We start from the raw sequence: 22,583 nt of genomic DNA, 5'->3' as shown, positions 1-22,583 counted from the left end.
GCGGGTGCTCAGGGGTGAGAGCGGGTGGGGGAGGTAAGAAGGGGTGCGCGGGTCACAGGCTCAGGACGTCCAGGGCCCACTCCACCGCGAGGACGCCGCCGAGGCCGAGGATCGCGAGCACCGTCGTATAGGTGGTGCGCACCTTGATCGCCTCGATGACGGAGAGGTTGAAGTACTCCTTGAACAGCCAGAATCCGGGGTCGTTGACATGGGAGAAGGCGATCGATCCGCAGGAGACGGCGAGCACGAGCATCTCGGGGTGGACGCCGCTGCCCGCCAGGAGCGGCAGCACGACACCGGACGCGGTGACGACGGCGACCGTGGCGGAGCCGAGGGCGATGCGCAGGATCACCGCGATCAGCCACGCGAGGATGAGCGGTGAGATGGCCCAGCCGTCGGTGGTGTCCTTGATGTGGTCGGAGATGCCGCCTTCGACGAGGACGTTCTTGAAGGCGCCGCCCGCTCCGATCACCAGCAGGATCATGGCCATGGCCTTGGCCGCCGACGTACAGGAGGCGCTGACGTCGGCAAGGCTGCGGCCGATGCGCGGCCCGAACGCCCAGATCGCCAGGAGGAGGGTCAGGAGCAGGGCGATCGGTGCCGAGCCGATGAAGGTGACGAAGTGCAGGAACGGGCTTTCGGCGGAGGTGGCCATCTCGGTGACCGAGGCGCCCGCGATCAGTACGACGGGGAAGAGGGCCACGGCCAGGGACCAGCCCATGCCGGGCATTTCCTCGTCGGTGAACTCGTGCTCGCTGACCAGGCCCGTGGGGATGGTGGGGTTCATCGCCTTGACGAACGGCAGCCGGGGCCACGTCAGCGCGATCAGCGCGCCGGCGGGTATCGCGATGAACAGGCCGTAGACCAGGGTCAGCCCGACCGAGGCGTGGAACGTGGCGGCCACGGCGGTGGGCCCGGGGTGCGGCGGCAGGAAGCTGTGCATCGTGGAGAGCGTGATCGACATCGGAAGCCCGATCCACAGCAGCTTCGCGCCCGTGACGCGTACGAGGGTGAACGCGATGGGCACGATGATGATGAAGGCGACTTCGTAGAACATGGTGACGCCGATGAGCATGGAGGTGACCACCATGGCCACCTGGACCCAGCGCGGTCCGAAGGCGTCCAGCATCTTGTTGGCGATGCGCTGGGCGGCGCCGGAGTCCCCCATGACACGGCCGACCATGGCGCCGAGCCCGATGACCAGCATCGTGTCGCCGATCTGGCCGCCGATGCCCTCCGAGAGGATGTCCGGGATCGTGGCCACCGGTATCCCCTGCACCAGCGCGACGCCGACGGCCACGAGGAGGAGGGCGGCGAAGCCGTTCAGTTTCAGGCGGGTCATGAGGAACAACAGGATCAAGACGCTGACCCCGACTACGACGAGCGGCATTTCAGTTCCCCTTTGAACTGTGGGTCAAGTCGGTGTGGGGGGTGGGGAAGTCAGGAAGGGCAGGGCGCTCAGGCCCTGCTGCGAGGGGCCGAGACCAGGTCAAGGCCGGCGTCGAGGACCTTCTCCAGGTCGGCGAGGTCGGCCGGGCCGGGGTCGGTGAGGGGCGCGCGCACCGGGCCCACCGGCAGGCCGCGCAGCCGGGCGGCGGCCTTGACCAGGGCGACGGCGTATCCCGGTGCCCGGTCGCGCAGTTCGACCAGCGGGACATAGAACTCCCGCAGCAGCCGGTCCACCGCCGCGTCGTCCCGCTGCCGCAGCGCGGCGAAGAACGCGTCGGCGATCTCGGGGGCGAAGGCGTGCACGGCGGAGGAGTAGGCGGGTACGCCGACGGTGGCGTAGGCGCGGGCCTGGATCTCCGCGGTGGCGGCGCCGTTGAAGAAGAGGAAGCCGTCGGGGGCGGCGAGGGTCAGGCGCTGCAGCCGGTCGAGGTCGCTGTGCCCGTCCTTGAGTCCGATGACGGTGGGGATGGCGGCGATCTCGCGCAGGGCGTCGGCGGTGAAGGTGACCTGGCCGCGCTGATAGGCGATGAGAGGGAGCCGGGTGCCGGCGGAGATGCGGCGAAGCTGCTCCACCAGACCGGTCTGCGAGGCCTCCACCAGGTAGTGGGGCATGACCAGGAGGGCGTCCGCTCCCTCCTCCTCGGCGATCCGGGCGAACCGCAGCGACTGGGCCCACCCGTATCCGGTGCCCGCCACCACGGGCAGGCGGCCGGCGGCGACTTCGACGGTGACCCTGACGACCGTGCGGTACTCGTCCTCGTCCAGTGAGAAGAACTCGCCGGTCCCGCATGCGGGGAACACCGCGCCGGGCTCCGTCGCCAACTGGGCCGTCAGATAGGCCCGGTAGGCCTCCGCGTCGAGGCTGCCGTCACTTCCCATGCTCGTGAGCGGGAAGGACAGCACGCCGCGTGCCATGCCTTCCCGCAGCCGGTGGGCGATGTCCTGGGGCGTCGTACCGAACTTGTCCATGCTGAGCGCGCTCACGAATCTCATCTCTATATGCAGATGGCGTCCACGTATGAGAATGGAGGCTAGAGTCATGAACGATGGGGGTCAATGGCCAGACGCCGCGGATCTGCGGCGGATCTACGATGGGCGGATGTCGCAGAGCGAGACGGACCCCGGAACAGGCCCGAGGGCGGAGGCCGGGACGGGCCCTGGGGTGGACTCCGGGACGGGCGCGGGCGTTCGCGGGGTGAAGTCGGCGCTGCGCACCGTGGCGCTCCTCGAACTGCTCGCCGAGCGCGCCGACCGGCCCGCCCGCCTGGACGAACTCGCCGAGGAACTGGGCGTGCCGCGCAGCAGCATGTACCAACTGCTGCGGACCCTCGTCGACTGCGGCTGGGTGCGCACGGACACCACCGGTTCCCTCTACGGCATCGGCATCCGCACCCTGCTCACCGGCACGAGTTACCTGGACGGCGACGCACGGGTGCGCGCCATCCGCCCGCATCTGGACGAGGCGTCGGACGCCCTGGGCGAGACGATCCACCTGGCACGGCTCGACGGCCGGCACGTCGTGTACCTCGCCACCCGTGAGTCGCACGAGTACCTGCGCACCATCAGCCGGGTCGGCCGCCGCGTTCCCGCGCACGCCGGAGCCTTGGGGAAGGCGCTGCTCGCAGAACGGCTTGACGGCGAACTTCCGCTTCCTGACGGCCGGTTGGAGTCATTCACCCCCGGCACGCACACCGACCGCGCCGCCCTGCTCGCCGACCTCGGCCGGGTGCGTGAGCGCGGCTACGCCATCGACCGCGAGGAAACGGTGACCGGCATCGCCGGCTTCGGCTTCGCCCTGCGGTACGACGCTCCGGCCGTCGACGCCATCAGTTGTTCGGTGCCCGTGGCCCGGCTCACCGACGACCACCAGAGCCGCGTCGTGGCCGTCATGCGGGAGGTCCAGACGAAGATCGAAAGCCTGCTGTCGCCCGTCTCGGGCGCCCCTGACTGGCGCTGATCGCCCGGCGCGGTCTGGTGCGGCCGGTGGGAGGCGGCCTGACTCCGACTTGATAGGCAAGCGACGACTTGCCTATGGTGGTGGTCATGTCGGACGATGTGTTCAAGGCGCTGGCCGACCCCACCCGTCGGTACATCCTTGACGGGCTGGTGGAACGGGACGGTCAGACCTTGTTCGAGATATGCGCCAGGCTGGTGAACAACCACGGTCTCGGGCTGTCCCGACAGGCGATCAGCCAGCATCTGGCCGTCCTGGAATCCGCCGGCCTGGTCCGTTCGCGACGCGAGGGCCGCTACAAGTTCCACGATCTGAACACCGAACCGCTTGAGTGCATCGTGACCCGATGGCTCAGGCCCCAAGCACCGGAGCGCACGCCATGAGGATCCACCTGACCAGCGTTTTCGTCGATGACCAGGAGAAGGCTGCGCGCTTCTACACCGACGTGCTCGGCTTCGTGAAGAAGCATGACGTCCCCGTCGGCGAGGACCGCTGGCTGACCGTGGTCTCCCCGGAGGACCCGCACGGCACCGAACTGCTCCTCGAGCCCTCCGGCCACCCCGCGGTGCAGCCGTACAAGACGGCCCTGGTCGCGGACGGCATCCCGGTGACCTCCTTCGCCGTGGAGGACGTGACCGCCGAGTTCGACCGGCTGCGTGGGCTCGGCGTGACGTTCACCCAGGAGCCGACGGAGATGGGCCCGGTCACCACCGCGGTGTTCGACGACACCTGCGGCAACCTGATCCAGATCCAGCACGGCGGTTAAGTCGGTGGCGCGCCGGGCCCCACGCGGACGACCATGTCCCGCATGAGCGACCAACCCGAACGCTGGAGCCAGGCCACCACCTACCCCGACATGTGGGCGGACCCGGAAGACGACCCGCGCAACAGCGACGGAGTCAGTCCCGACGGTGAGCTGGCGACCCTGCAGGACTTCCTGGCGAACTACCGCATGACCCTGAAGATGAAGTGCGAGGGCCTGGACGCGGAGCAACTGGCCCGGCGCTCGGTCCCGCCGTCGACGCTCTCGCTGCTCGGCCTGCTGCGGCACCTCGCCGAGGTGGAACGGGACTGGCGCAACTGGATCAGGGACGGCGAACCCCTGCCCAAGCTGTACGGCGAGCGCGACGCGGACTTCCACGGCGCCGTCGGCGAACAGGCCGTGGTCGATGCCGCGTACGCCGACCTGGCGCGCGAGCAGGCGGCGCTCGACGCCGAACTGGCCGGACACCCCGACCTCGGGGAGCGTCTGGGCAAGGACGGCTTCGCCGTTAGCGAGCTGATGGTGCACAGGATCGAGGAGTACGCCCGCCACTGCGGGCAGGCCGACCTGTTGCGCGAGTGCATCGACGGCAGGGTGGGGCAGTGACGCAATTGCCCTGCTCGTAGGATTTCGGGGTATATGCCCCTTGTGCTCTTTCCTGCCCGCGTCCCGCCCCCATGTGCCGCTCGGTGGCAGCTCCCCGTCCTTGACGGTCGGCTACCGAGCGGTGTGCGCATTGTGCGAAGATCCGGAGACCGTTTGACGGCCGTTGCGGCATAGTCGCTGTGGAAGTGCCGACGGCAACGGCCGCAGGGCCAGGTGAACTTACCGGGTGGGAAGGGCGGGAGAATAGCGGTGGCGTCACAGCCATGGACTTCCGGCGTGCGTTCGGCCGGTGCAAGTGATGCTGCGGCGACCCGTCAGCTGTCGCCGCCGCTGGTGCTGCTGGTCGAGGACGATCCCGGCGACGCACTCCTGGTCGAGGAACTCGTCGCCGACAGTGCCCTGAAGATGCGGCTGCAATGGGTGCGTTCCATGGCCGAGGCGCGCGAGTCACTGACCGTGGAGGTGCCGGACTGCGTGCTGCTCGACCTGCACCTGCCGGACGCCCAGGGCCTTGAGGCCGTCTCCATGATCCGGTCGCGCGCCGAACAGGTCGCGGTGGTCGTGCTCACGGGCCTCGCCGAGGAGGAGACCGGCTCCGCCGCCGTGGCCGCCGGAGCCCAGGACTACCTCGTGAAGGGCCGCGTCGAGCCGGAGCTGTTCGGCCGGGCCGTGCGCTACGCGATCCAGCGCAAGCAGGCCGAGCAGGCGGCCGTCGCCCTGCAGGCCAGCCAGATGCAGGCACAGGAGAACGCCCGCCTGGAGCGCGGTCTGCTGCCCAGGCCGCTCCTGAACAGCGCGGGCGTGGACGTCGTGGCCCGCTACCGCCCCGGCCGCGCCCAGGCCCTGCTGGGCGGCGACTTCTATGACATCGTCCAGGGCTCGGACGGCACCGTGCACACCCTCATAGGGGACGTTTCCGGCCACGGGCCCGATGAGGCGGCCCTCGGCGTGGCCCTGCGCATCGCCTGGCGCACCCTGGTGCTCAGCGGTGTCACCGGCGCCGAACAGGTGGGCCGGCTGGAGGAGATCATGCTGGCCGAGCGGGTGAAGCCGTACGTCTTCGCCACGCTGACGAGCCTGTCCGTACCGGTCGGGGCGGCGCACGCGCACGTGACGCGCGCGGGCCACCCCGGGATGCTGCTGCGTGGCGCGGACGGCGACGTCGAGTGGGTGGAGACGCCCGGCGGCCCCGCCCTGGGCGTCGCACCCGGTGTCTCGCTCTGGCCGGTCGAGCAACTGACCCTGCCCGCGGGATCGGCCCTGGTGCTGTTCACCGACGGCCTCTTCGAGGGGCACATAGGAAACGGACGCGAGCGACTGGGCGAAGACGGACTGCTGGGCCTCGCCCGTGAGCTGGGCGACCTGGCCCCCGAGGCATTCGTCGACACGCTGATCCAGCGCGCCGAGGACCTCGCCGAGGAGCAGGGCGGTCTGGCCGACGACGTGGCCGTGGTGCACCTGCACTGGCACGGGGAAGAAGAGGGCCCGACGCGATCCGTCGTCGAGGGCCGGTACAAGAGCAGCATCGGAGAACAGCGCCATGGTTGAGACGACGAGCAGAACTCGGATCGGCCGGCGGCTGACCGTGCAGGGCTGGTTCCAGCTGGTGCTGGCCCTGATGGTGCTCCTGGTCGTGGCCGGCACCGTGATCGGCGCCCGCCTGCTGGGGCAGACCGCGGACGTGACCGACGAGTTGGTCGACCGCCTGGAGCCCGCCCGTACGCAGACGTACCGCCTGCAGGCCGCCCTGGTGAACCAGGAGACCGGCGTCCGGGGCTACGCCATCACCGCCGACCGGCAGTTCCTGCAGCCCTACACCCAGGGCAAGCGGGACGAGGACCGCGCCGCCGCCGAACTCCGCAAGCTCCTCGCGGACCAGCCCCGGCTCCTCGCGGACCTCAAGACGGTCCAGCGGGAGGCGGCGGACTGGCGGCGCGCCTACGCCCAGCCCCTCGTGGACAAGGTCACACCCGGCCGGCCACAGGCCGTCGCCGAGACGGACGCCGACCGCGGCAAAAAGGTCTTCGACCAGATCCGCACCGCGTGGGCCACACAGAACACCGACCTGGCCGAGGCCGTCGACGACGGCAAGGACGAGCTGGACAGCTCGCGCACGGTGCGCACCGTGATCCTCGGCGCCATGGTCGTGGTCTTCCTGCTGGCCGGGATCGTCCTGGCGTTCCTGGTGCGCGCGCTGGTGGCCCGGCCCCTGGACGCGCTGCGCGTCTCGTCCCGCCAAGTGGCGCGCGGCGACTTCGACCACGTCATCGCGATCGACGGCCCCGCGGACCTCAGGGCGGTGGCCGCGGACGTGGAGGGCATGCGGCAGCAGATAGTGGAGGAACTGGGAGCCTCGCGCAGTCAGCGCGACGCGCTGACCCAGCAGGCGGCCGAACTGGACGCCCAGGCCGTGGAACTGCGCCGCTCCAACGCCGAACTGGAGCAGTTCGCCTACGTCGCCTCCCACGACCTCCAGGAACCCCTGCGCAAGGTCGCCTCCTTCTGCCAGCTCCTGGAGAAGCGGTACGGGGACACACTCGACGACCGCGGCAAGCAGTACATCGACTTCGCGGTCGACGGCGCCAAGCGCATGCAGGTCCTCATCAACGACCTGCTCACCTTCTCCCGCGTCGGACGTCTCAACGACGCCAGAGTGCCCGTCGGCCTCGACCAGGCCCTCGACAAGGCCCTGGGCAATCTGGAGACCTCCGTCCGTGACACCGGTGCGATCGTCGAACGCCCCGAGAGTCTCCCCGAGATCGTCGGCGACCCGACGCTCCTGACGATGCTCTGGCAGAATCTCGTCGGCAACGCCGTCAAGTTCCACCACCCCGAACGCACCCCGCGGATCCGGATCACGTGCGAGGAGGACGAGGACTCCGGCACCTGGAGTTTCAGCGTCACCGACAACGGCATCGGCATCCCCGAGGAGTTCGCGGAGAAGGTCTTCGTGATCTTCCAGCGCCTGCACGGCCGGGACGCCTACGGAGGCACCGGCATCGGCCTGGCACTGTGCAAGAAGATCGTCGAGCATCACGGCGGACACATCTGGATCGACAGCGGCCAGGCCGAGGGAACCCGCCTGTGCTTCACCCTGCCGTCCCACGCCGGGACCGACGCCGACGGTGACTCCGCAGAGAACGCCACCGAGAACACCGCACTCCGCAACGAGGAAAAGGCCCTGACATGACCACCCCTGATGCCGCGCCGATCGACGTGCTCCTCGTGGAGGACGACCCGGGCGACGAACTGATGACGCGCGAGGCGTTCGAGGACAACAAGATCCGCAACAACCTGCACGTGGTCCGGGACGGCGAGGCGGCGCTCGACTTCCTCTACCAGCGCGGTGAACACACCTCGGCGCCGCGGCCCGACCTCATACTGCTCGACCTCAACCTGCCCAAGTACGACGGGCGCCAGGTCCTCGAAAAGATCAAGTCGGACCCGGACCTGCAGGACATCCCGGTGGTGGTGCTCACCACGTCGGCAGCGGAGGAGGACATCCTGCGCAGCTACAAACTGCACGCGAACGCCTACGTCACCAAGCCGGTCGACCTGGACCAGTTCATCGCCGCGGTACGGCAGATCGATGACTTCTTCGTGCAGGTGGTACGCCTGCCGCGGCGCCAGTAGATTCCTCCTCCATGACTGAGACCTCCCCCTCCTACCTCGCCACGACAGCGGACGCCTACGGGGCCGTCGCCCCCCTCTACGACGAACTCGCCCGCGGCGCGCTCGACGCCTTCCCGCTGGATCGCGCGGTGCTCGCCGCCTTCGCCGAACTCGCGTCCGCGGGGGCCGGGCCGGTCGCCGAACTGGGCTGCGGTCCCGGGCGGACGACGGCGCACCTGAGGGATCTGGGTCTTGACGTCTTCGGCGTCGACCTGTCGCCGGTGATGATCGACCTCGCGCGCGAGAACCACCCGGACCTGAGGTTCGAGGTCGGCTCCATGGACGCCCTGGACCTGGCCGACGGCAAGCTGGGCGGCATCGTGTCCTGGTACTCGGTCATCCACACCCCGCCGAAGGACCTGCCCCCGTACTTCGCCGAGTTCCGGCGGGTCCTGGCCCCCGGCGGCCACCTGTTGCTCGGGTTCTTCGAGTCGGAGGGCGGGCCGGTCACGGCGTTCGACCACAAGGTCACGACCGCCTACCGGTGGCCGGTCGACGGCCTCGCGGAACTGGCCCGCGAGGCCGGATTCGTGGAAGTCGGACGGATGCTGCGCGAACCGGGAGAAGACGAGCGCTTCCGCCGCGGCCACCTCCTGATGCGCGCGGGCGGCTAGCTCAGGCGCCGGCCGGGTGGCGGGGCTCGCGGCGCATGGCCCACAAGGTCGGTCCGCCGCCCGGCAGTTGGACCTCACCGAGCACCGTGAAGCCGAAGTGCTCGTAGACGGGGAGGTTCGAGGGCTTGGAGGATTCCAGGTAGACGGGCAGGCCGCCCGCGTCGGCCTTGGCGAGCCCCGAGCGCAGGAGCGCGGCGCCATGCCCCTGGCCCTGGGCGGCCGGGTCGGCGCCGACCACCGCCAGGTACCAGTGCGGCTCCTTCGGGCCGTGCGCGGCGGCGGCCGCCGCGGCCTCCTGGAACAGCGCGGCCCGGTCGCCCAGTATCTCCACGAGCTCCTGGATCGTCTCCGCGTCGGGAACGGCCTTGTCCTGCGCGCCCGGCGGCACCCAGTACGCGGCCGCCGACGCGGTGTGCTCGCAGACGCCGTGGTGAACGTACTGGCGGGTGAAGAGCGTCGAGAAATAGCGGCCGAGCCCCGACTCGCGCGTCGCGTCGTCGGGGAAGAACCAGCGCATCATCGGGTCGTCGTCGAAGGCACGGGCCAGGGTCCGGCCGATCTGCGAAGCATCCTCGATGGTGGCCGTCTTGGGCATAGTCGTCATTGACATACGGATCATTCTGCACCCGATGATCTTGGACTGCCGGGGCGGGTCCATGCCGGGAAATCAACTCGCTCCCGCCGCGCGCTGAACCTATCCTCGGCGAAGCGGGACCGCGCGGTCCCGCAGGTTGCGGTGCCGTGGCAGAGCGGCCCAATGCGATCGGCGTGCGGGAAGCCCCCCGTACGCCGACTGACGGGAGCCGGGCGGGCCTTGCCTCTCCCTTTCCGCGGGTTCGAATCCCGCCGGTGCCGCAGCCGACCCGTACGAAGGCCGTAGGTCCGCCTCCGCTGACTGGAGTTCGCATGAGCACGCCTGTCCCCGCCGCCGCGGTGTTCGTCGGACCGGAGCAGACCACGGCCGCGGGGCGGGGGCAGATCAGCGTCGTGTGGTCGCTCGGCGAACAGGCGAGGGATCTGGACGCCGCCGTCGTCCGGCTGGCCCCGGGGGCGAGCCTCGGCGACCACATGGAGGAGTTCGGGCTCCTGTTCGGCGTCCTGACCGGTACGGGAGAGCTGCGCACGCCCGGCCACTCCTGGCCGCTCGCACCGGGCGCCCTGGCCTGGCTTCCCGCGGGCCTCACCCGTTGCGTGGACGCGGGGGAGCAAGGGCTCGTCTACACGACCTCCCATCGCCGCCGCCCGGCCCTGGGTGTCGGCCCGGACGGTGTCTCCGACGCGGGTGAGCCGGTGTGCCTGCTCGGCCGCGTCTGCCCCGGCTGCGGCCGGCTCGCCACCGAAGGTGACGCCCGGTACTGCGCCCGTTGCGCCACGCCGTTGGTGGACTGACCGATGCCGCACGCGAAGGCGGGCCGACCGGAACAACCCGTCGCGCAGGACGTCCTGGCCGACGGCCACCGCTCCGCGCACCTCCTCGCCGAGAACGTGCACTGCGTCCTCGGGGACCGCATGGTGCTGCGCGATGTCTCCCTGAAGGTGTCCCGTGGTGAACGCGTGGGTCTGATCGGCGAGAACGGCCGGGGCAAGTCGACGCTGCTGCGCGCCTTCGCCGGTGACCTCGTGCCGCAGCGCGGGCAGGTCGTACGGGCGGTCGCGGGCCAGGTGGGATTCCTGCCGCAGCAGCCCGGCTTCCCGGCCGGGGCGACCATCGAGGCGGTCATCGCGCGGGCGACCGGCGAGTTCGCCGAGATGGCCGAACAGATGCGGACCGCCGAGGAGTTGATGTCGTCCGGCACGGAGGATCTGAGCGATGTGCTCGGCGACTACGGTCGCCTCCAGGACGAATTCGCCCGACGCGGCGGCTGGGAACTCGACGCCCGCGTCGGCGAGGTCCTCGACGTCTTCGGCCTCGGCGGCCTGGACCGGCGTCGGCCCACCGAGACACTGTCGGGAGGCGAGCGATCCCGCCTGGCGCTGGCCGAACTGGTCCTCACCGAACCCGCCGGGCTGCTCCTCGACGAGCCGACCAACCACCTCGACGACCGTGCGGTGGACTGGCTCGTCCAGTGGCTGGTCCGCTACCAGGGGCCGTGCCTCATCGCGTCGCACGACCGGCTGCTGCTCGACGCCGCCGTCACCGCCATCGTCGACCTGGACGGCTTTCGCGGCTCCACCGTGCGGTACGGCGGCGGTTACCGCGACTATCTCGACGAACGCGCGGCGGCCCAGGCGCGCTGGTGGCAGCAGTACCGCGACTGGCGCCAGGAACTGGCCGAGGCGCGGCGCCGGCTCGACAGGGCGGGCCGCTCCGGCCGCACCTTCGGCGCGATGCGCGACAGCGACAAGCTGTCGTACAACCTCGCCGGAGGCGGTGCCCAGGCCGCCGCGTCCCGTGCCACCCGCGCGGCCCGGCAGCAACTGGCGCGGCTGCTTGACGAGGAGGTGCGACGCCCGCCCGAGCCGCTGTCCTTCCGGCCGCCGTTCCCGGCGGCGGGGCAGGCGTCGGATCAGGGATCGGAGACCAGGGGTGTGCTGCTGCGGGCCGAGGGCCTGGTCGTCGGCGATGTGGTGCGGGGCGTGGACCTGGAGCTCGCTCCCGGCGCGCTGCACGTGATTACCGGAGCGAACGGCGCGGGCAAGACCACCCTCTTGACCGTCCTGGCAGGACTACGGGAGCCCGATGCCGGGGTGGTGGTCCGTGAACCGGGGCTGCGTGTGGGCTACTTGCCGCAGGACAGTGACTTCGCCCGGGAGGGGCGCGGCGTGCTGGCCGCCTTCGCCGCCCACCGCGTGGCCCATGTCGATTACGCGGCACGGGAGTTGACCAGGTTCGGCCTGTTCACGGCCTCGGATTTCGATGTCCCGGTCAACCGGCTCTCCGTGGGCCAGCTGCGACGCCTCGAACTCGCGCTGCTGTTCTCGCGGCGCCCGCACCTCCTGCTGCTCGACGAGCCGACCAACCACCTCAGCCTGGCGCTGGTCGAGCAACTCCAGGAAGCCGTCGAGCAGTTCACCGGGCCGGTCGTGATGGTCACCCACGACCGGGCCGTGCGGGAACGTCATCGGGGCAGCCTGCTGGAGCTGTCCGGGGGGCGGCTGGTCGAGCAGGTCTGAGGCCGGTCGGCCGACACCCCCCTCAGTTGTCCACGTCGCCGTAGACCGTGCCGACCTTGAGCCCGTCGATCCAGTTGATGACGCGCTTGTCCTTGACCTCGGAGCCGTAGGACCCGAATCGGGTGTCATTGCCCAGGTCGTCCCAGGTGCGGCCGGAGAACTCGGCGACCTTGGTGCCGTTGTAGAAGGCCGACACCCACCCTTCGGAGGCGTCGGAGGAGGTGTGGATGCCGAGCACGATGCGCTTGTACGTGCTGGTGGTGACGGGGGTGGACCACTTCATGGTCCACTTCTCGCCGGCCTCTATGTGGAACAGCTTGAGTGCGCCGCCCTCGACCTTCATCAACACCGGGTAGTTCTGCTGGTGTTGGTCGTTGGTGCCGTAGGACTTCCACTGGAAGATCGTGCCCGCGTCCGGGGTGTTGGTAGAGGTGTCCCAGCCGATCCAGTACGTCGAGTTGTTCTTGAAGGTGTATCGCGAGCCGCCGACGCTGATTCCGTGCGCCTCGCAACGTTCCAGGCCGAGCGGCTTGTTGAACTTGAAGACCTGCCCGCGGCCGTCGCCGTTGTCCTGCGCGGTGACGCTGCCGGGCGAGTCGCACAACGTCGAGGAGAACACGCCGGTCCCACCGGATGCGTCGCCGTCCCAGATGACGGAGGCATCGGCGGGTGCGGCGGTGATCAGGACCAGAGAGGACGCGGCGGCCGTGAGCGTGCCGGTTCGCTTGCGCATGGGGGCTCCTTGCGAGTGGGGGAGGGGCTCGCGTGGTAAGCGGTTTCTAGCACGGCCGTGTCCGAACACTCAAGGGTGAGGCGGCAGTTGGGCGCCTCGGCGCAGAAAGCGGTATCTGGTGCCCGGCGGGAGCTTGCCGCACGGCGCGCGTCCGCCGGAGCGGTGATCAACCCAGGATGAGCGGGAGCCTCCCGGCCAGGTCACCCAGTGCGGACTTCTCCGCGTCGGTCGGGGCGCGCCGCCCGGTGCCGACCAGCAGCGCGTCCGTGTCGGAGAACGCGGCGGGGAAGGCGGCGCCCGCGATCTGCTCCAGCATCTCGCGGCTCCGGGCGAGCCCTTCGGCGGGCGGCCCGGCCACGTTCGGGAGGTGGGCGATCAGGTCGAGGTGGTGCAGGGTCCATTCCATGACGTACGTGGTGAGGTAGTCGCCCGCGGTGAGGACCTCGTCGCGCGTGCTCACCCGGGCCTCGGGGTCGGCGAGCGCGGCGGCGCGGCCGGCGGCCGAACCCACGTCGTCGAGGTGGAACTTGAGCAGCCAGGGCTCCTCGTACGCGGCGGCCAGCCGCACGGTCAGCGCGTCGAGCGGGTCCTCGCCGGTCGGTGGCGTCGCGGAGACGTCCCAGTAGGTCAACGCGTCACGGGTCGGCTCCGCCTCGGCGGGGGTGACCAGGGTGATCAGCACGTCCTGGGCGTCGACGACCAGATGGCACACCAGGTCCCGCACGAGCCAGCCCGTGCAGCCGGACGGCCGCGCGAAGGCATCGTCGGGGAGTTCGGCGACCGCCGTGCGCAGGGCCGTCCATGAGCGCGAGAAGAGATCCACGGCGTCAACGTAGTGGGGCGCGGCGAAGGGGGACAAGGCTGCCATGCGGGCCCCGGAGAGCCTGCCCGCGCTTTCCCTGCCCCGCCTCCGCGTCGGCGTGCCGACCCGGCGCTAATTCAGCGGCGTGGCGCGGATCGCGGAGATGTCGAACTGCAGCCGGACCTTCTCGCTCACCATGGCGCCGCCCGTCTCGAGGCGCTGGTTGTAGACCAGGCCCCAGTCGGTGCGGTCGATGGTGGTGGTGCCGTCGAAGCCGGCCCGCTCGAAGCCGAAGGGGTCCACGACCGAACCGAGGTAGTCGAGCTGCAGCTCGACGGGCCGGGTGACACCGCGGATGGTCAGTTCCCCGGCCATCCGGAAGGTCTCCCCGCCCTCATGGACCGTGGAGGTGCTGCGGAACGACATCTCCGGGTGGCGGCGCGCGTCGAAGAAGTCGCCGCCCACGAGGTGCGCGTCCCGCTGCTCCACGCCCGTGTCGACGCTGCCGACCTGGATGACGATCTCGGCCCGCGACTCGGAGGGCCGGGCGCCGTCGAAGTACAGCGTGCTGTCGTAGTCACCGAAGGCACCCCGCACCGTCGTCACCATCGCGTGCCGCACGGAGAATCCGATCCGGCTGTGCGGGCGGTCGATGGTCCACTCCCCGGTCAGCGCGCGCAGCGCCGGGTCGAGTGCGGCGCCGGAGGTTGCCGAGAAGGGCGTACTGGGGCCGACCGCCGGTATCGGCTCGAGGGTCGGGGTCTGGCGACGGCTGAAGATACCCATGATGTCGCGTCGTCTCCTTCGGATTTGATCACTCCGTGTTATCACGCCGACGGCAACCGCCACTCAGCGAGATGGGAGGTCTCGTCCGGGTTCGAGGCCACGGACCGGAAAGATGCACAAGATCAACACGGATGTGGATACACGAATGGATGGTCCGGCATCACACACCGTCACGTCGGTGTCTGAATGGTCCGACCGACAGGGATTTTTCCGCCCCTCGCGCGGCACCGGCGCCGAAGCTGTCATCGGCATTCGGAAGGTGCATACTTGAAATAATTCTGAGGGTCGGAGGCGCAATGATCGCACTCGGAATCATCCTGCTCATCATCGGTCTAGTGGCAGGCATCTCCATCCTGTGGACCATCGGTGTCATTCTCCTCGTCATCGGTGTGGTCCTTTGGATTCTCGGATCTGTCGGCCATGCGGTGGGCGGGCGAAAGCATTACTGGTAGGCGCATCATCGATGTGCCCCGCGGGCCCCATGGCCCGAAGCGCGCATGCGGACGGCTCCTCCGGGTAACAGGCTGAACTCGATCAACCTGCTGGACGGAATGGAGTCGGTGCATGGCCGGCAAGGGCGGAGGGCAGCGGACACGGTCCGCGGCCCAGGGGTGGTTGGACCGTGTGCACCAGTGGTGGCGGCGCGCCCTGGACACACCGGGCTATGAACGCCACACCCTGCTCCTCGTCCTGAAGAGCACCCTGGCGGCGACGCTGTCCTGGGTGGTCTCCTACTACCTGCTCGACGCACCGTCACCGGCGTTCGCGCCGTTCTCCGCGGTGCTGATCATGCAGGTGACGGTGTACCAGTCCCTGCTGCAGTCGCTGCGCTACCTCGGCGCGGTGGCCGTCGGTGTGGCCATGGTGGCCGCCCTGGGATTCCTGGGCGGCCCCGACCTTTTGACGTTCGTCCTGGTCGCGCTGGTGGGCCTGTCCATCGGACGCTGGCCCGCGCTCGGCGCGCAGGGTTCGCAGGTCGCCACCGCGGCCTTCTTCGCCTTCTCCACGTACGCCGCCGCGACGTCCGCCACGCAGAAGATCACCCAGCTCGGGGAGATCATCCTGCTGGTCCTCATCGGCTGCGGCATCGGTGTCGTCGTCAACGTCACGGTGGCTCCACCGATGCGCTATCGCAGTGCCGAGTACGGCATCCGCACGCTGTCCATGGCTTTGCACGACCTGGTGAGCGACATGTATCCGGCGCTGCGCGAGGGCAAGGTGGACGAGGAGCACTGCAGCCAGTGGCGCCGGCGTGCCGAGCAGACCGGGGGCCAGATCACGCAGGCCAGGGAAGGGCTGCGTACGGCGGAGGAAAGCCTCTACTTCAACCCGCGGCGTTTGCTGCGCAGGCATCGGGGCCGGGCCTCGTTCGAGGGCTACGGCGCGGTGCTCGGAGCCCTCGAACGCTCGCTGTACCAGGTGGCGTCACTGACGCGGGGCCTGCATCTGTGGCAGGAGGACGAAGGGGAGAGGTACGACGACCGGGCCTTTCTCGACGACTACGCCGGCTTCCTCGAATCGCTCGCGAAGATCGGAGAGGTGCTCTCCCAGCTCGACGAGGACTCCCTGACGGACCAGGCCCAGCAGTTGTGCCGGCTCGCCGACGAGGCTCAGGAGGCCTGCCGGAAGGTGCGGGACGGAGCGAGCCGGGCCGGCCTTCCGCTGGCCGACCCGGCTCGTCCGTACGGGGTCCTTGTCGTGGAGTCCACCCGGCTGATGGAGGAGTTCCAGCACGCTTGTGACGTGCTTCAGCGGTACGTCGACCAGTAAGCGTGAGCGGGGCCCCGGCACGATCCGCGATCTGCGCCGGGGCCCCGCGTCCATGGGTGACCCTGCGGTCAGTGATGGCCATGGGCGCTGGCGGAGGCACCGCCGAAGAGCCGCGCGACGGCGCGGAAGGGGAGGGTGACCACCGTGGCGATGGCTCCACCGATGGCTCGGAGAACATCTGCAATGGCCTTCAGCATGAGGGACCTCCAAAGAACGTCTTTACTTGCTCGTCTTGCCGTGTGTTGCGCTTCTTGCCTGCCGTCAGTTCGTTAACTGCCGTACGGCTTGCTCACTACCGGTTGCCCTGCGAATGACGACGAAAACATGGGCCACTTTGCACAAGGACCGGATGCCGCGCGCCCCCGTTCTTTAAAGCCCGCTTGATTAGGGCTGATCCGATCGGGAACGCCTCCAGAGATACACCCGCCCCCGGCACCGAAGAATGGAGCACCCCATGCGCGCGCTGTCCTTGGTATGCACGCTGAATTCCTCGCCCACCGCGTCCAGCAGCCACACACTGTCCGATCAGGTCATGGCCGAATTCGACAAGCTGGGGGTCGAGGTGGAGACGGTCCGGGTGGCCGACCACGACATCCACCCCGGCATCTCGGCCGACCTGGGCAACGGCGACGACTGGCCGGCCCTGCGCGAGAAGGTGCTGGCGGCCGACATCGTGCTCCTGGCCACGCCGATCTGGCTGGGCCACCCGTCGAGCATCTGCCAGCGCGTCCTGGAGCGGCTGAACGCGGACATGTCGGAGACCGACGAGGACGGCCGGCCCCTGATGTACGGGAAGGTCGCGGCAGTGGCCGTGGTCGGCAACGAGGACGGCGCCCACAAGGTGAGCGCGGACGTCTTCCAGGGCCTCAACGACCTCGGCTTCTCGCTGGCGCCCTACGCCGTCACCTACTGGGTGGGCGAGGCGAAGCAGGGCACCGACTATCAGGATCTGGAGGAGACCCCCGAGTCGGTCGCCTCCGCCACCCACGCGCTCGCCGTCAACGCCTGCCACCTGGCCGAACTGCTCGCGGGCAAGCCCTACCCGGCACCCTGACACCCCCGAGGCGGACCAGGCGGCGGAAGGAAGTGGGATGAGCACGAAGGCGGGCGCCGACAGATGGACGTGACTGCCGCGGACATCGGATACGCCTGCATGGGCATCGGCGCACTGCTCGCCGCGGTGCTGCCCCGGCTCGTGGCGCGACAGCCCATGTCGATGCCGATGGTCTTCCTCGCCGTCGGCTTCCTCGTCTATCTGCTGCCGACCGGGCTGCCCGAACTCGACCCCTACGAACACCGGGTGTGGCTGGAGCACCTCACCGAGGTGTGCGTCATCGTGGCCCTGATGGGCGCGGGGCTCGCGATCAACCGGCCGTTCGGCCGACGGTCCTGGTCCACCGCGTGGCGCCTCCTCGGCATCACGATGCCCCTGACCGTCGTGGTCACGGCGCTCGTCGCCTGGGGCCTGGTGGACTGGCCGCCGGCCGTCGCCCTGCTGCTGGGCGCGGTGCTCGCCCCCACCGACCCGGTGCTCGCGGCGGAGGTACGGGTCGGTGAGCCGACCGACGCCGAGAACGACGAGGACGAGGTGCGCTTCGCCCTCACCGGGGAAGCGGGCCTCAACGACGGCCTCGCCTTCCCGCTGGTCATGGCCGCCCTCGCGATGTTCGCCGCCTCGCAGACCGGCTGGTCCGGCGCGTGGGTGGGCCACTGGCTGTGGAGCGACGTGATCGTACGCGTCACGGTCGGCGTGGCGGTGGGTCTGCTGGTCGGCCGCCTCCTGGGGTGGATGTTCTTCCGGGCGGGCTGGGAGGCGCTGCGGCTCTCCGAGCACCGGGAGGGATTCGTCGCGCTGGCGGCGACCTTCATCTCGTACGGCCTCACGGAAGTACTGCACGGCTATGGATTCCTCGCGGTGTTCACGACGGCCTGCGCGATCCGGGCAGCCGAGCGCGCCCACGGCTACCAAGTGGTGATGCACACCTTCATGGAGCAGGTGGAGCGGCTCCTCACGGCCGGTGTGCTGCTGCTCATCGGAGGGTTCATCGCCTGCGGCGGGCTCTCCGCGCTCTCGTGGGGCAGCGCGGTGACGGCCGTCCTGGTGCTGCTCGTGATCCGCCCGCTCACCGGCTGGATCGCCCAGTTGCGGGGGCGGACGACCCCCAAGGAACGCGTGGTGACCTCGTTCTTCGGCATCCGGGGGATCGGGTCCGTCTTCTACCTCGCCTACGCACTGGGGGAGGGGGATCTCCAGGCGTTCCAGGAGGAGTTGTGGGCGGTGGTGACGTTCATCGTGCTGCTGTCGGTGGTGCTGCACGGAACCGCGGCTTCGCCCGTGCTCAGGCGCCTGGACAAAGGCCGGCCACGACAACCGATGAGAGGGCGCCGGGGAAACGGGGCCTATCCGTCCGGACCAGGGGCACTCGGAGGGTGACAGTACGCCAACAAAGGGGACATCGTGGAGATTTCGGGTCTCATCAGCGCTGTGGTGATCGGAATCATCATCGGGATACTCGGACGACTTGTCGTTCCCGGACGCCAGCGCATCGGCATCCTTTGGACCCTGGTCGTCGGCATCGTGGCGGCGTTGATCGGCACGGCCGTCGCGGCGGGTCTGGACGTGGCGAACACCGACGGCGTGGACTGGATCGAATGGCTCATCCAGATCGGTCTGGCGGCGCTGGGCGTTGCCGCGCTGAGCAAGGTGAAGCTGCGCTAGCGGCGGCACGCCGGCAGTGTCATGAAGCGGGCCGGGGCTTCCCCCGGCCCGGTCAGATCTCGACGCTCGCTGTCTCCCATGGACTGGGGCCGGTCCCGTCGAGCCAGGCCCGCAGCTCTTCGCCGTTCACGCACACGATGCCGCACTGGTGCGCGTACTCCAGGGCGGGAGCGGTGAAGTCGCTCGTCGTGACGAGCGCCGCTACGTCCGCCTCGTGGACGGTGAAACACGTCCCGCCGAAGCGCTGCAGGTCCTGCGAGCCGACCTTGTTGTCGTCGCCGTAGCGCTTGCACTGGATGACGACGCGGAGCCCGTCCGGGGTGATCGCCAGGACATCGGCGCCCAAGTCGCAGGCCCCGCCGACCACTTCCACCTCACGGCAGTCGTCACGGGTGCACAGTTCGGCTATGGCCTCTTCGAAGCCGTCGGGGTCGAGTTCCGCGAAGTCGTCCGGAGCGTTGAGGACGACAGTGGCCTCTTCGCCGTCCAACACCTCGGCCGCGGGGCCGGGTTGCGGCACGTCGAGCGGTATCACCCGCTCCGGAGGGCCGTCCGGTATCGCGTCGGGCCGCGCCCCGCCAACCGTTTCCGCGGCGCCGAGGCTCTCGGAGGCTCGCTCGGCCGCCTCCTCCAGGGCCTCGGCCGCGCGGCGCGCGTACCTCGCGGCGGAGAAGCGCCGCCACCTGGAACGGCACAGGTGTGCGGCCGCGATGCCCACCACGCCGATCGAGGCCGCCCACAGCGGGCGGCTTTCGACGATGTCGGCGGCCGCGCGGACTACGAACGCCAGGACGCACAGGATGAGCGCGAGCAGGACGAAGAACAGGGCGGTGGCCCGCAGATTGAAGCGCCGCTCGCGGTCGACACGTCGAACCGGGCGCGTGGGTACGGTCATTGTTCTCCCTCACGGAGGACGGCAACGAAGATCACTTGTCTCCGTGTGCCCAAGATCAACGACCTGAAGATCCCGCCCTGCGACGCGGTGCCATGCCGGTGGGTGCGCTCCACGTGCCGCCCGCCGGAGTCGCTCCTAGGCTGGTGTCCTCGGGGCTGTCACGGAGGTACCGCATGCCCCGACCCGTCTGGTCAGGCGCGATCTCGTTCGGCCTGGTCACGATCCCGATCAAGGTTCTGCCCGCCACCGAGAACCACAGCATCAGCTTCCACCAGTACCACCTGGAGGACATGGGCCGGGTCCGCACGCGCAAGATCTGTGACCTCGACGGCAAGCAGCTCACGAACGCCGAGATCGGCAAGGGCTACGAGGTCAGCAAGGACACGATCGTCGCGGTCACCGACGACGAGCTCGACGAGATGCCGCTGCCGACCGCGAAGGCGATCGAGATCGCCGGTTTCGTGCCCTATGAATCGATCGATCCGATCAGGATCGGCGAGGGGTACTACTTGCAGGCCGACGGGCAGGTCGCGAACAAGCCCTACACGCTCCTGCGCAAGGCCCTGGAGCGGAACAGCAAGGCCGCCGTCGCCAAGTTCGCCTGGCACGGGCGGGAGCGTCTCGGCCTGCTGCGCGTGCAGGACGACGTGATCCTGCTGCACGCCATGAAATGGGACGACGAGGTCCGCAGCCCCCAGGAGCTGGCTCCCAAGGAGATGGACCTGGACGACGACGAGATCGAACGGGCGATCCTCCTCATCGACTCCATGACCACGGACGGCATCGCGGGCCAGGACTGGGCCACCGACCGCTACACCGAAGCCCTGGAGCAGGTCATCCAGGCGAAGGCCGACGGGAAGAAGCCGCCCAAGCCGGACGAGGAGGAAGCCCAGGGCGGGCAGGTCCTCGACTTGATGGCCGCGCTCCAGGAGTCCGTGCAGAAGGCCCAGTCGTCCCGCGGCGAGACCGGCAAGGACGCCACCGTCCACGAGATGCCCAAGAAGAAGACGGCGGCCACCAAGAAGGCCGCGAAGAAGACGACGGCCAAGACCTCGACGGCGAAGAAGACCGGCGGCAAGAAGACGACCGGTACGAAAGCGACCGCCAAGAAGACCACCGCCAAAAAGACGAGCACCAAGAAAGCGGCCGCACAGAAGTCCGCAGCGAGAAAGCCGAGGCGCACCGCCTGAGCCACGGGCCGTTGCTCCCCAAGGCCGAGGCGGTCAGTGGCTTGCCGGCGTCAGATGCGCGCGCTCGCCCTGCGGGCCGAACAGGGCGAGCAGCTCCGCGGGCCGGTTGTCGGCGCTGCCGATCCAGTGCGGTACGCGGGTGTCGAACTCCGCGGCCTCGCCCTCGCCGAGCTGGAACTCCTGCTCGCCGAGCACGAACCTGATGTGTCCGTTGAGGACGTAGAACCACTCGTACCCCTCGTGGGTCTGGAGGCTCAAGGTGGGCGATCGGCCTGCGGGCGGGTAGATCACCTTGTACGCCTGGATGCCCCCGGCCCGTCTGGTCAGCGGCACCATCACCAGGCCCGAGTGCCGCACCGGCCGCAGATGGACGCGGGGATCGCCGGTGGGCGGCGCCGCGACGAGGTCGTCGAGCGGGACGCCGTGCGCCCGCGCCAGGGGCAGCAGCTGTTCCAGCGTGGGCCGCAGCTTGCCGTTCTCCAGGCGGGACAGGGTGCTCGCCGTGAGGCCGGTCTCGTCCGCCAGCGCCGCCAGCGTGGCGGCCCGCGCCTGGCGCAGGGCCCGCAGCCGAGGCCCGACCCCGGCCAAGACGTCCTGCGCGGGGTTGCTCCCGCTGTCCGTGGTGTCCATGCCCCGATGATGCGGATCGGCAACTTTTCTTGCAAGGGCGGAATGGCGGTGCCGATGCTGTCGGTACATCACCGACGTCCGGGCGCGCACGGCGTCACCTCGCGTGGCAGCGCATCGCAACGCGCTCGGCACGTCGGCCGACGAAGGGGTACCGAGATGGATTCCACCGCAGACCGCCGGGCCGTGGCTGACCCAGCCGCCGGGGGCGACCAAGGCCAAGGCGGGGCGGACGAGAACGCTGAACTGTTCTGGGAGCGGCATTACCGCTCCCGGCGCCCCGGGGCCGCACGCGTCAACCCACTGCTCGCCGAGACGGCCTCATCGTTGAACCCCGGCGCCGCCCTGGACCTGGGCTGCGGAGCGGGCGGTGACGCCATCTGGCTCGCCCGGCAGGGATGGCAGGTCACCGCCGTGGACATCTCCACCACCGCCGTCGAACGCGTACGAGACCGCGCCCGGGAGCTCGGCATCGCGGACCGGGTCACCGCCGAACAGCACGACCTGGCCGCGAGCTTCCCGGCCGGACGGTTCGACCTCATCTCCGCCCAGTACTTCCACACCCCGCTGAGGCTGCCCCGCGCCCGGGTCCTGCGCACCGCCGCGCGGGCCCTGCGGCCAGGTGGGCTGCTGCTGATCGTCGACCACGGCTCCACCGCGCCCTGGTCCTGGAACCAGGACCCCGACATCCACCACCCCACACCCGCCGAGATCGCCGCCGAACTCGGTCTCGACCCGGCGCGCTGGTCCGTCCTGCGCGCCGACATGCCCGAGCGCCGGGCCACCGGGCCCGCCGGTGAGAGCGCCACCGTCATCGACAACGTGCTGCTCGTCCAGCACGCCCCCATACAGCACGCCCTCATGCAGCACGTCGAAACGGAGTGACCCG

General features: G+C 69.7%; 26 protein-coding genes and 1 tRNA gene. 18 read left to right on the top strand and 9 right to left on the bottom strand.

Annotation, left to right across the window (positions count from 1 at the left end; translation table 11 throughout):
- Positions 1–52: 52 nt before the first annotated feature.
- Positions 53–1,390, bottom strand: coding sequence for a gluconate:H+ symporter (locus tag ACWFRU_RS11610; RefSeq protein WP_453685939.1), 1,338 nt, complete (start codon positions 1,388–1,390; stop codon positions 53–55).
- Between the two features lie 68 nt (positions 1,391–1,458).
- Positions 1,459–2,418, bottom strand: coding sequence for a 5-dehydro-4-deoxyglucarate dehydratase (locus tag ACWFRU_RS11605; RefSeq protein ID WP_453686759.1), 960 nt, complete (start codon positions 2,416–2,418; stop codon positions 1,459–1,461).
- A 226-nt stretch (positions 2,419–2,644) separates the two neighbouring features.
- Here ACWFRU_RS11605 and ACWFRU_RS11600 point away from each other — a divergent pair, with 226 nt between their 5' ends.
- From ACWFRU_RS11600 to ACWFRU_RS11565, 8 genes are all read left to right on the top strand, one after another.
- Positions 2,645–3,406, top strand: coding sequence for an IclR family transcriptional regulator (locus ACWFRU_RS11600; protein ID WP_453686757.1), 762 nt, complete (start codon positions 2,645–2,647; stop codon positions 3,404–3,406).
- Between the two features lie 86 nt (positions 3,407–3,492).
- The gene (locus tag ACWFRU_RS11595; RefSeq protein WP_453685938.1) at positions 3,493–3,786 is read left to right on the top strand and encodes an ArsR/SmtB family transcription factor; all 294 of its coding nucleotides are present in this window, start codon (positions 3,493–3,495) and stop codon (positions 3,784–3,786) included.
- Positions 3,783–4,169, top strand: coding sequence for a VOC family protein (locus ACWFRU_RS11590; RefSeq protein ID WP_453685937.1), 387 nt, complete (start codon positions 3,783–3,785; stop codon positions 4,167–4,169). Before ACWFRU_RS11595 ends, ACWFRU_RS11590 begins: the two co-directional genes overlap by 4 nt.
- A gap of 33 nt (positions 4,170–4,202) precedes the next feature.
- On the top strand, positions 4,203–4,772 hold the full coding sequence (locus ACWFRU_RS11585) for a mycothiol transferase (protein ID WP_453685936.1): 570 nt from the start codon (positions 4,203–4,205) through the stop codon (positions 4,770–4,772).
- 276 nt (positions 4,773–5,048) lie between these two features.
- On the top strand, positions 5,049–6,320 hold the full coding sequence (locus ACWFRU_RS11580) for a PP2C family protein-serine/threonine phosphatase (protein ID WP_453685935.1): 1,272 nt from the start codon (positions 5,049–5,051) through the stop codon (positions 6,318–6,320).
- Complete coding sequence (locus ACWFRU_RS11575; protein ID WP_453685934.1) at positions 6,313–7,962, top strand: sensor histidine kinase; 1,650 nt, start codon at positions 6,313–6,315, stop codon at positions 7,960–7,962. The genes ACWFRU_RS11580 and ACWFRU_RS11575 overlap by 8 nt, the downstream gene beginning before the upstream one ends.
- Positions 7,959–8,405: a response regulator gene (locus ACWFRU_RS11570; RefSeq protein WP_453685933.1), complete on the top strand. Its 447-nt coding sequence runs from the start codon at positions 7,959–7,961 to the stop codon at positions 8,403–8,405. The genes ACWFRU_RS11575 and ACWFRU_RS11570 overlap by 4 nt, the downstream gene beginning before the upstream one ends.
- Before the next feature lie 11 nt (positions 8,406–8,416).
- Positions 8,417–9,058, top strand: a complete 642-nt coding sequence (locus tag ACWFRU_RS11565) for a class I SAM-dependent DNA methyltransferase (RefSeq protein ID WP_453685932.1) — start codon at positions 8,417–8,419, stop codon at positions 9,056–9,058.
- Position 9,059: 1 nt separating this feature from the next.
- On the opposite strand, the gene ACWFRU_RS11560 is transcribed toward ACWFRU_RS11565, so the two are convergent.
- Positions 9,060–9,668: a GNAT family N-acetyltransferase gene (locus ACWFRU_RS11560; protein ID WP_453685931.1), complete on the bottom strand. Its 609-nt coding sequence runs from the start codon at positions 9,666–9,668 to the stop codon at positions 9,060–9,062.
- 125 nt (positions 9,669–9,793) lie between these two features.
- On the opposite strand from ACWFRU_RS11560, the gene ACWFRU_RS11555 reads away from it, so the two are divergent.
- From ACWFRU_RS11555 to ACWFRU_RS11545, 3 genes are all read left to right on the top strand, one after another.
- A tRNA-OTHER gene (locus tag ACWFRU_RS11555) sits at positions 9,794–9,913 on the top strand.
- Between the two features lie 51 nt (positions 9,914–9,964).
- Complete coding sequence (locus tag ACWFRU_RS11550; protein ID WP_453685930.1) at positions 9,965–10,447, top strand: cupin domain-containing protein; 483 nt, start codon at positions 9,965–9,967, stop codon at positions 10,445–10,447.
- 3 nt (positions 10,448–10,450) lie between these two features.
- Positions 10,451–12,172 (top strand): ABC-F family ATP-binding cassette domain-containing protein, encoded by a 1,722-nt coding sequence (locus ACWFRU_RS11545; protein ID WP_453685929.1) that lies wholly within the window; start codon positions 10,451–10,453, stop codon positions 12,170–12,172.
- A gap of 22 nt (positions 12,173–12,194) precedes the next feature.
- Here ACWFRU_RS11545 and ACWFRU_RS11540 read toward each other — a convergent pair whose 3' ends face one another.
- The 3 genes from ACWFRU_RS11540 to ACWFRU_RS11530 form a co-directional block, all read right to left on the bottom strand.
- Complete coding sequence (locus tag ACWFRU_RS11540) at positions 12,195–12,905, bottom strand: heparin lyase I family protein (RefSeq protein ID WP_453685928.1); 711 nt, start codon at positions 12,903–12,905, stop codon at positions 12,195–12,197.
- 166 nt (positions 12,906–13,071) lie between these two features.
- Positions 13,072–13,728 (bottom strand): maleylpyruvate isomerase N-terminal domain-containing protein, encoded by a 657-nt coding sequence (locus ACWFRU_RS11535; RefSeq protein ID WP_453686755.1) that lies wholly within the window; start codon positions 13,726–13,728, stop codon positions 13,072–13,074.
- Between the two features lie 111 nt (positions 13,729–13,839).
- A complete protein-coding gene (locus ACWFRU_RS11530) occupies positions 13,840–14,493 on the bottom strand; it encodes a YceI family protein (RefSeq protein ID WP_453685927.1) in 654 nt (217 codons plus the stop codon).
- A 296-nt stretch (positions 14,494–14,789) separates the two neighbouring features.
- Between ACWFRU_RS11530 and ACWFRU_RS11525 the strand changes: the two genes are divergently transcribed.
- On the top strand, positions 14,790–14,945 hold the full coding sequence (locus ACWFRU_RS11525; RefSeq protein WP_363206802.1) for a DUF6131 family protein: 156 nt from the start codon (positions 14,790–14,792) through the stop codon (positions 14,943–14,945).
- A 112-nt stretch (positions 14,946–15,057) separates the two neighbouring features.
- On the top strand, positions 15,058–16,263 hold the full coding sequence (locus tag ACWFRU_RS11520; RefSeq protein ID WP_453685926.1) for an FUSC family protein: 1,206 nt from the start codon (positions 15,058–15,060) through the stop codon (positions 16,261–16,263).
- A gap of 68 nt (positions 16,264–16,331) precedes the next feature.
- On the opposite strand, the gene ACWFRU_RS11515 is transcribed toward ACWFRU_RS11520, so the two are convergent.
- Complete coding sequence (locus ACWFRU_RS11515) at positions 16,332–16,460, bottom strand: LPFR motif small protein (RefSeq protein ID WP_268251272.1); 129 nt, start codon at positions 16,458–16,460, stop codon at positions 16,332–16,334.
- 257 nt (positions 16,461–16,717) lie between these two features.
- On the opposite strand from ACWFRU_RS11515, the gene ACWFRU_RS11510 reads away from it, so the two are divergent.
- The 3 genes from ACWFRU_RS11510 to ACWFRU_RS11500 all read left to right on the top strand — a co-directional run bounded on the left by ACWFRU_RS11510 (position 16,718) and on the right by ACWFRU_RS11500 (position 18,982).
- Positions 16,718–17,317: a flavodoxin family protein gene (locus tag ACWFRU_RS11510; protein ID WP_453685925.1), complete on the top strand. Its 600-nt coding sequence runs from the start codon at positions 16,718–16,720 to the stop codon at positions 17,315–17,317.
- Positions 17,318–17,380: 63 nt separating this feature from the next.
- Positions 17,381–18,697, top strand: coding sequence for a cation:proton antiporter (locus ACWFRU_RS11505; RefSeq protein ID WP_453685924.1), 1,317 nt, complete (start codon positions 17,381–17,383; stop codon positions 18,695–18,697).
- 24 nt (positions 18,698–18,721) lie between these two features.
- Positions 18,722–18,982: a GlsB/YeaQ/YmgE family stress response membrane protein gene (locus ACWFRU_RS11500; RefSeq protein WP_453685923.1), complete on the top strand. Its 261-nt coding sequence runs from the start codon at positions 18,722–18,724 to the stop codon at positions 18,980–18,982.
- A 52-nt stretch (positions 18,983–19,034) separates the two neighbouring features.
- On the opposite strand, the gene ACWFRU_RS11495 is transcribed toward ACWFRU_RS11500, so the two are convergent.
- Complete coding sequence (locus tag ACWFRU_RS11495; protein WP_453685922.1) at positions 19,035–19,877, bottom strand: restriction endonuclease; 843 nt, start codon at positions 19,875–19,877, stop codon at positions 19,035–19,037.
- A gap of 173 nt (positions 19,878–20,050) precedes the next feature.
- On the opposite strand from ACWFRU_RS11495, the gene ku reads away from it, so the two are divergent.
- Positions 20,051–21,067, top strand: a complete 1,017-nt coding sequence (ku, locus tag ACWFRU_RS11490) for a non-homologous end joining protein Ku (protein WP_453685921.1) — start codon at positions 20,051–20,053, stop codon at positions 21,065–21,067.
- A gap of 33 nt (positions 21,068–21,100) precedes the next feature.
- Here ku and ACWFRU_RS11485 read toward each other — a convergent pair whose 3' ends face one another.
- Positions 21,101–21,697 carry a helix-turn-helix domain-containing protein gene (locus ACWFRU_RS11485; protein ID WP_453685920.1) on the bottom strand — a complete coding sequence of 199 codons (597 nt, stop codon included), beginning with the start codon at positions 21,695–21,697 and terminating at the stop codon, positions 21,101–21,103.
- Between the two features lie 156 nt (positions 21,698–21,853).
- On the opposite strand from ACWFRU_RS11485, the gene ACWFRU_RS11480 reads away from it, so the two are divergent.
- Positions 21,854–22,579 (top strand): SAM-dependent methyltransferase, encoded by a 726-nt coding sequence (locus ACWFRU_RS11480; RefSeq protein ID WP_453685919.1) that lies wholly within the window; start codon positions 21,854–21,856, stop codon positions 22,577–22,579.
- Positions 22,580–22,583: the final 4 nt, after the last annotated feature.

The sequence above is a fragment of the Streptomyces sp. NPDC055099 genome (assembly GCF_053607685.1).
Note: the sequence above shows the minus strand (reverse complement) of the source record. Positions and strands in the feature narration are given on the sequence as shown.